1 protein-coding gene is annotated in these 5,666 nt (G+C 72.4%); it reads right to left on the bottom strand.

Annotated features, from left to right (window positions below; genetic code table 11):
* Window positions 1-112 precede the first annotated feature (112 nt).
* Window positions 113-5,666 (bottom strand): pullulanase-type alpha-1,6-glucosidase (gene pulA, locus AB0J39_RS37790; RefSeq protein ID WP_363473756.1); only part of this gene is annotated, 5,554 nt, incomplete at its 5' end.

Consider the following 5,666-nt stretch of genomic DNA (forward strand, 5'->3'; position numbering starts at 1 on the left):
GGGCATCCGGACCCGCTAACGAAACCGCGCGAGCCCGCTCAATTGAGTTTCGAGCCGCGGCGCGGAGCCTCCGTGGGGCCGGGCGCGGGAGAGCCCGCGCCCGGCGCCACCCCTACCGCGGCTGGGTGAACACCGCCACCGTGCGGGCGGGCACGGTCAGCGTGCCGGTCGCCGGGTCCGCCGCCGCCTGCCGGACCACCGGATCGTCCGACGCGGCCTGCACGGGGTGCAGCGCGGCCCCCGCGCCCTTCAGCGCGGGCACGACCGGTGCGGCGGTCCTCCCGGTGGCGTTGAACACCACGTAGATCGCCGTGCTCGCGGGATCGGCTCCGGCGGCGTCGATCCGCATGACGATCACGCCGGGGGTGCCGGACGGCGGGAAGGAGACCCGCCTGCCGATCTCCGCGGCCGAGCCCAGTGAGAAGGCGGGGGAGGAGTAGCGGATCCGCAGGAACTCGCCGAACCTCGCCCGCGCCGCCGCGATCGCCGCGCAGTCCGGCCGCAGCGCCGGGTCGGCCAGCAGGGGCCGGGCGTACGGCCAGCGCGCCTCGTTGTCCTTCGCGGGCGGCAGGCCGCCGCCGAAGCCGTTCCCCTGGCGGCAGTCCCACAGCAGGCGGTTGAACCAGTCGCCCGAGTCGTAGGAGTTGCGGTCGAGCGACTTCGACCGCAGCCGCTCGCTGCCGGCGTGGACGAACGCCGTGCCCTGGCCGAGCAGGACCGTCGCCAGCGACAGCGACTGCATCCTGACCCGGTCGGCCATGGGGGTGTCCTTCGGCAGCTTGTAGGCGAGCGCGTCGAACAGCGTCTCGTTGTCGTGGGCGTCCACGTAGGTCACCGTGTCTGCGGGCCCGGCGGCGTACCCGGCCGGCGCGCCGTTGTAGTCGACCTCCGCGCCCTTGACCGGAGTTCCGCCCGAGCCGGTGAACGTGAAGTCGCGCAGGTTGCCCGCGAGCCCGAGCTTGACCAGGTCCTCGTAGTGCGCGAGCCGGTCCCCGGGGGTGTCGGCCAGGCCGGAGCCGAGGCCCCGGACGCCCGGATCCGCGTCGAACGGCGTGCCGCCGCGGACGGCGTCGCGCAGCCGGTCGCTGAACGTGCCGACCCCGGTGCCCGCCATGTTGGCCTGGGTGGCCTGCTCGAACCTGGCGTCGTCGGCCACCTCGCCGAAGTTCCAGCCCTCGCCGTACAGGATGATCGACTTTCCGTCCACGCCGTCCTTGCCCGGCGTGAGCGCGTCGAGGGCCCTGCGCACGGCGAGGATGTTCGCCTTGGGGTGGTGGCCCATCAGGTCGAACCGGAAGCCGTCGACCTTGTACTGCTTCGCCCAGGTGACGATCGAGTCGACCACGAGCCTGCCCATCATGGCGTGCTCGGGGGCGGTGTTGGCGCAGCAGGTGGAGGTGGCCACCGTGCCGTCGTCCATGAGCCGGTGGTAGTAGCCCGGGACCACGCGGTCGAGCACGCTGCCGGGGTCCTGCCCCGAGGCGTGGGTGTGGTTGTAGACCACGTCCATGACCACCCGCAGGCCCGCCCCGTTGAGCCCCGCGACCATCTCGCGGAACTCCTTGATCCGCCGGTCCGGATCGGTCGCGTACGAGCCCTCGGGCACGGTGTAGTGCAGCGGGTCGTAGCCCCAGTTGAAGGAGTCCTTCGCGGCCGTCTCCGCGACGCACGCCTGCTGCCGGTCGGAGTCCGGCGGCAGCGCGGCCAGGTCGCACCCCGGCTCGGTGCGGTCCGCCTTCCGGTCGGGCACGGTCGCGAAGTCGAAGGCCGGCAGCAGGTGGACGTGCGTGAGCCCGTCCTTCGCCAGGCTCCGCAGCTCGGTCATCCCGGCGCTGCCGCCCTCGGTGAACGCCTTGTACGTGCCCCGCTCGGCCTCGGGGACCGTGCTGTCGGAGGCCGAGAAGTCGCGCACGTGCAGCTCGTAGATCGACGCCCGGTCCTGGCGCACCGCCGGGGGCTTGTTCAGCCCCGTCCATCCCTCGGGCCGCAGCGCCCGGTCGTCGAGGTCGACGATTTGGCTGCGCCCCGAGCCCGCCGAGACCGACAGGCTGTAGGGGTCGGTCACCTCGTTGGTGACGATCTTCCCGGCGGCCGGGGCGTAGACGGTGACGAGGTAGGTGTAGTACCTCCCCCGCCACGACGCCGGGCCGTCGATCGACCACACGCCGGTCGCGTCGTCCCTGCGCATCCGGTGGACCGTCCTGCGATCGCCGGCCGGGCCGTCGTAGAGGGCCAGCTCGACCTTCTGCGCGGTGGGCGCCCACACCGCCAGCCCTCCGTTCCCGGTGGGGCCGAGCGGGACCTTCGCCGCTCCGCCGTACAGGTCGTCGAGCGCGCCCGGGATCTGCACGCCGGTGGCGGTCAGCAGCACGCCGGAGGGCCCGCGCTCGACGGCCACGACCTGTCCGCGCAGCGCGTCGCGCACGAGGTCCGCGTCGCGCGGGTCCACCTTCAGCGCGCCGTACGCCGCCAGATGCGGCCACGTGGCCTTCTGGGCATCGCTGAGCGTGCCCGGCGCCAGCCGGATGAGATGGACGTCCCCCGTCAGGTCGCCCTTGTCGTAGGCGATGTCGCCCTTCGGCGAATAGGCCAGCGCGTAGTGGTTCGCCTCGGCGACCCCGCCCTTCCACGCGACCGTGTCCCGGTCGATCCACTGGGCCGTGGCCTTGGACAGGTCGGCGTCCGCTCCGGTGGCCGCGGGCTGCGGCAGCAGGTATCCGTCCACACCTGACAGTTTCCACACCTCGTGGCCGCTCACGCCGAGGTCCAGCGACTGGTCGGCCTGCTGGTCCTTCTGATCGCCCTTGTGGATGATCCACCCGAGCGTCTTGGCGCCCTCCTTGAGCGGCACCTCGAAGTACACGCCGAAGGCGTCGGTCCCGGCCGGCTTCAGCGGGTCGCCCCACTCGGCCGAGCCGGACGCGTCGCCCCAGAAGTGCAGGCCCCAGCCGTCGTAGTCGCCGTCCGCGCGGCGGTAGTGCAGCACCGCGACGTTCCGCGCCGCCGCCGCGCCGCCGTGGACCGCCGCCACGCCCGAGTTCACGTACGCCTCGGGCTGCCGGGCCGGGACGAACGACTGATCGGGCCCGGGGTCCTTCGTGTCGCCCTTGTGGATGATGTAGTTCAGCGGCGCGTCGGCGTTCTTCAGCGGCACCCGCCAGAAGGCGCCGAAGGCGTCGGTCCCGTCCGGCTGGCGCGGCGCGCTCCAGTCGGTGCCCGTGCCGTCGGCGATCGCGTCGCCCCACAGGTGCAGACCCCAGCCGTCGTAGGCGCCGTCCGGGCGGCGGTAGTGGATCGTGGCGTAGCCCTCGGCGGCGGCCCGCGAGGCGTACACGTCCGGCCTGCCCTCCACGAGCCACACCTCGCCCGTACGCGTGGGATTGACCGTCCGGTCGCCCTGGTCCTTGGTGTCGCCCTTGTGCGTGATCAGGCCGACCTCGGTTGCGCCGGGCTTCAGCTTCAGCCAGGCGAAGCGGCCGAACGCGTCCTCGCCCGCGAAGGCGACGGGCGAGCCCCACTCGACCGTCTGGTCGATGTCGCCCCAGGCGTGCAGTCCCCAGCCGTCGTAGTCGTCCCGCTTGTAGTGGACCACCAGGTGGTCGCGCCTGACCGCCCCCGGCTCCTCCGCCGCGGGTTCCGGCCCGGCCGTCGCGGTCGCCGTGGCGCCTGCGTACCGGCCCGCCGCGTCCTTGACCACCGCCTTGTACGCGAGAGGGGTGCCCGCGGGCACGCCGGTCAGGTCGTGGAAGACGCGGTAGGTGTGGCCGTTGGGGGCGTCGTCGGTGCCGAGCACCCGCCACGGCGCGTTCCCGGCCTTGACGGCGAACGTGACCTGCGCGAACCCGGCGCCGGGCACCTCGGCGGTGATCGGCACGCGGCCGTCCGCCGCCGTCCCGCGCAGCGTCGTGCCGGGCAGCGCGAGGGCGATCTCCGGCGCCGGGGCCGGGGCGGCCAGGGCCCTGTCGGCGCGGTGGACCACGGCCGACATCGGCGGCACGGTCACGGCCAGCCTCCCGTCGGCCGCGGTGGTGAGCCTGCCCGTCCCGCCGTAGACCTGGGTGAAGGAGGCCCCGGCCGAGTACGTCGGGATCTGGACGGTCTTCGCCGCCGCGCCGTTGTTGAGCGCCACCACGAACTCGACCCGCTCCTTCGCGCCGATCCGGGAGAAGGCGTACACCCCTCCGCTCGCCAGCCGCTCGATCTGCGCGCCGTCCGCGAGCGCCGGGTAGCGGTCGCGCAGCCGGGCCAGTTCGGCGATCGAGGTGTAGAGGGGGTGGGTGGTGACGAAGTTGCCGGTCGCGTGGGTGGCGGTGGTGCCGATGAGGTCGTCGTCGAGGTAGTCGGCCGTCTTGGAGGCGAACATCGGCTGTCGCGCGTCCTTGTCGCCGCCCGCGCCGGTGAACCCCTGCTCGTCGCCGTAGTACACGACCGGCTGGCCGCGTGTCAGGTACATCAGCTGGTGGGCCAGGCGGTCGCGGGCGAGCAGTGTGGCGTCGCCGGCCGACGGGTCGTCCTGCCGGAGGAAGTGGCCGATCCGGCCCATGTCGTGGTTGCCGAGGAACGTCGGCAGCGACGAGGCGTTGGAGTCGGCGTCGGTGAAGTAGTCGTCGCCGGCGTACAGCCGGCTCAGGCTCACGGCGTCGCCGCCGCTCGCGTACGACCGCGCCGCCTCCTGGAAACCGAAGTCCAGCGTGGCGTCGAGCGTGCCGGTGGTGGTGTAGCGGCTCTCGAACGCCGGGTCGGAGCTGTAGACCTCGCCGAACATGAAGAACCTGTCGTTGCCGAGCCGTGCGGCGTAGCCGTGCAGCGCGGGCGCGAAACGCTGCCAGAACTCCATGCCGACGTGCTTGGCGGTGTCGATCCGGAAGCCGTCGATGCCGGTCTCCCTGACCCACGTCGTGTAGATGTCGGTCATGCCCCTGACGACCTCGGGGCGCTCGGTCCACAGGTCGTCGAGGCCGTCGAAGTCGCCGTACTCGGAGCTCTCGCCGGAGAAGGTCGAGTTGCCCCGGTTGTGGTACATGGTCGGGTCGTTCAGCCAGGACGGCACCTTCGACTTCGCCGTCACCACCGGCGTGTACGGATACGAGTCGGCGGTGACCTTCGGGAAGTCGTCGCGCAGGGCGTAGTCGCGGTCGTCGAAGGCCCGCCCGGAGGCGTCCACGTAGGGGTAGGCCGCCTTGCCGCGATAGCCGTACGTCTTCTCGGCGTAGTCGATGAGGTCGGCCGTGTGGTTGGTGATGATGTCGAAGAACACCTTCATGCCGCGCTTGTGCGCCTCCTTGACGAGGCGCTTCATCTGCGCGTTGGTGCCGAGGTGCGGGTCGATCCTGGTGAAGTCGGTGATCCAGTAGCCGTGGTAGCCCGCGCTGGCGCCTCCACCCGTGCCCTGCACGGGCCGGTTCTCGAACGACGGCGTGAGCCAGATGGCCGTGCTGCCCAGGCCCTTGACGTAGTCGAGCCTCCCGATCAGCCCGGCGAGGTCGCCGCCCTGGTAGAAGCCCTTGTCGGCCGGGTCGAAGCCGGTCGTCAGCCGGTCGCCGGACAGCCCGCCCCGGTCGTTGGCGGGGTCGCCGTTGGCGAACCGGTCGGTCATCGCGAAGTACAGCCGCTCGCGGGACAGGTCCGTACGGAGGGCGTCGCGGGCGAGTTCGGCGTCGGACGGC

The organism is Microbispora sp. NPDC049633, assembly GCF_040675265.1.
Classification (GTDB): Bacteria; Actinomycetota; Actinomycetes; order Streptosporangiales; family Streptosporangiaceae; genus Microbispora; species Microbispora maris.